Annotated in this window: 1 protein-coding gene; it reads left to right on the forward strand. The window is 44.5% G+C overall.

The window, feature by feature from the left end; all coding sequences use genetic code 11:
* Positions 1-810 precede the first annotated feature (810 nt).
* Entirely contained in the window at positions 811-2,022 is a 1,212-nt protein-coding gene (locus C5O24_RS12360) for an ATP-binding protein (RefSeq protein WP_107036787.1), read from the forward strand.
* The last annotated feature ends 657 nt before the right edge of the window (positions 2,023-2,679 follow it).

Consider the following 2,679-nt stretch of genomic DNA (forward strand, 5'->3'; position numbering starts at 1 on the left):
CTTCGCTTTGACCTTTTATGTGGCTGTTTGTTTTCATCGTTGCGACTTTTTTTTATTTGTATATCACCATCGGTTTTCGCTTGCTTGACACCTCAAAGGCGTGTGGTGAACAGAGGGGATGTTCGCCCTTTGACGGAAAAATACGAGTGCAAAATGAAGTATTCGCCGGAGCTTACGGAGGCAAATACCATTTTGTGTCTGGAGATTTTTCAGTCAAAAGGCAAAAGAATATCCCCGTCACCACACGTTAACCATTGGCTAGCAAGTTAAAATCGCTGTTGATTAGACAATAACAGGAGCCACGACTCCGGCACGGTGAAAACATACGGCTACATAATCGCTCTGAAATTTTCGTAATATTGAAATGTCTGTAAATAGAATTGTCCAGTCCCGGAAAGACGAGTCTGTGATATGCCCCCGACGAAGGAAGGAGGCACATCACTGTCTCGGCCCGTGGACTGCTGCTAACGGAGAGTGGCGCAACGGCTCAAATAACGAATGATGGAGGCGGCGTAAGAACACGGAGTGGCAAATAGACTTGGCATGTACAGCGAAGCAACATGCTCAGGCTATCAGACACTCGGTGTTTAGCCGACTCTTTAATTCTGGCAATGCGGTCAGCGGTAGTGCAGACTCGTCAAACGCCGCTGACGGCATTGACTCCATCGGCACTGCCTCGCTTGAGACCGACAATGTCGAGCCGTTGCGCCTCTCGCAGGTTTCGTCAGTTTCATGATGTATAACAAATAGAATTGCGATATTTCTCTATTTTGTTTGGTATGATTAACAAAATTCACTAACTTTGCAGTCATGAAGATAATAGCAAGGCAACAGTATATTGAGCATATTCAGAGATTTATCGGCAAGGGGATGATAATTGCTCTTACCGGGCAACGTCGCGTTGGCAAGAGTTATATAATCCGTCAACTCGTCAGCGAGATTGAAGCCGACAATCCGGATGCCAATATCGTCTATATCAATAAGGAAAAAACAAAGTATGCCGATATAAGAAATGCAGATGACCTTTCGCGTTATCTTGACGGCAAATTGAAAAACGATGCGGAGAATTATTTGCTCATTGACGAGGTGCAGGACATTGACGGTTTTGAGAATGTACTCCGTAGCCTTAATGCCGACGAGGAATGCCAGATTGTCGTGACCGGAAGTAACGCCAAGATGCTTTCGTCGGAGCTTTCCACATACCTCGGCGGTCGATATATTGAGATTCATATCCTGAGTCTTTCATACCGAGAGTTCCTGACCTTTCACGGGCTTGATGATTCTGATGACAGTCTTCAGAAATATCTCGGATTCGGCGGTCTTCCTCACTTGTACCGTCTCGGACTTGAAAACGAGGATATGGTATGGGAATATATACAGAACATCTACAATACCATTGTTTTGAAAGATGTGGTGCAGAGGGAAGGGTTGCGCAATGTGACACTGTTTGAAAACCTGATGTCATACGTCAGCGACAACGCGGGGCAACTTGTATCGGCTACATCATTGTCGAAATATCTCAAATCTCAGCGAGTGGAATTGACCCCGTTGTCGGCGATAAATTATCTGAAAGCTGCCTCAAACGCTTACATCATCAATAAAGTGCCGAGATATGACATACATGGAAAGCGTCTGTTGGAGACCAACGACAAATACTACTTTGAGGACTTGGGGCTGCGCAATATGCTTGCCGGCCCTAACCGTACCGGCGACATAGAGAAAGTAATAGAAAACGCTGTCTATCTACATCTTAAAAATCTCGGATACAAGATCAGTGTCGGAACACTTCCCAACGGTGAGATTGATTTCGTTGCCGAAAAAGGCGGCACATCGGTCTATATACAGGTGGCGTATCTTATCGCTGACGACAAGACAATGGAGCGGGAGTTTGGAAATCTGCTGAAGATACATGACAACTATCCCAAGTATGTCATATCCATGAATCCGATGTCACGTTCTCAGAACTACGAAGGCATAAAACATCTGACCTTACGGCAGTTCCTGATGTCGGATAACTTATAACTAATGGCAGTTCATTTTATGAACTTTTAAGATGACTAATTTGGCACTATGGCAATTAATGATTAACTTTGCAAAAACGAAGATAAGAACGGCGTTGCAAAATGATGAAGTACAGAGGTGCCTCATCTGAGCCAATTCCGAACTTTAACATAGAGAATAAACTGCCCTACAATAAGTTACCTTGAAGTTCAAAGTACAAGTGGGACCACTTCTTGAAAATCAAGCAGTTGCGAAACAAATCGTAGCTGCTTTTTCTTTTGCCTTGAACACAAATCTGAACACAACTCCGCGCCAACTCGTTTCAACCGCCAATGGCAGCCCTCTGTGTTCATGCTCCTGTGTTCAAATTCTGTGTTCAACCCATAGCTGAGGAAAAGAAAATAATAAAGTCACTATGTTTGCATCAGATTAGCTGACGGGGCGCTCAACGGGGGCTGTCTGCCCCCTTGCCGCTAAGGCTTTCCCCCGAGAGGAGTGAGGAGAAAAGATAGACGTAAGGGCAATTGCATGTAAATTTGTAAAAGCAAAATACATTAACAGCAAAACCGATACGTCTATGGTACAAAGTAACAAAAAAGATTTCAGCGGACAAAATATCTCTATTGGTATTGACGTCCATCTGAGAACATGGAGTGTCACGGTGCTCACCCCCTCTGG

This window comes from Paramuribaculum intestinale, assembly GCF_003024925.1.
Taxonomy (GTDB): Bacteria; Bacteroidota; Bacteroidia; order Bacteroidales; family Muribaculaceae; genus Paramuribaculum; species Paramuribaculum intestinale.

What these genes read in the sequence shown, in the direction of transcription:
- C5O24_RS12360 (WP_107036787.1), top strand. Translation starts at nt 811, where the DNA reads ATGAAGATAATAGCAAGGCAACAGTATATTGAGCATATTCAGAGATTT.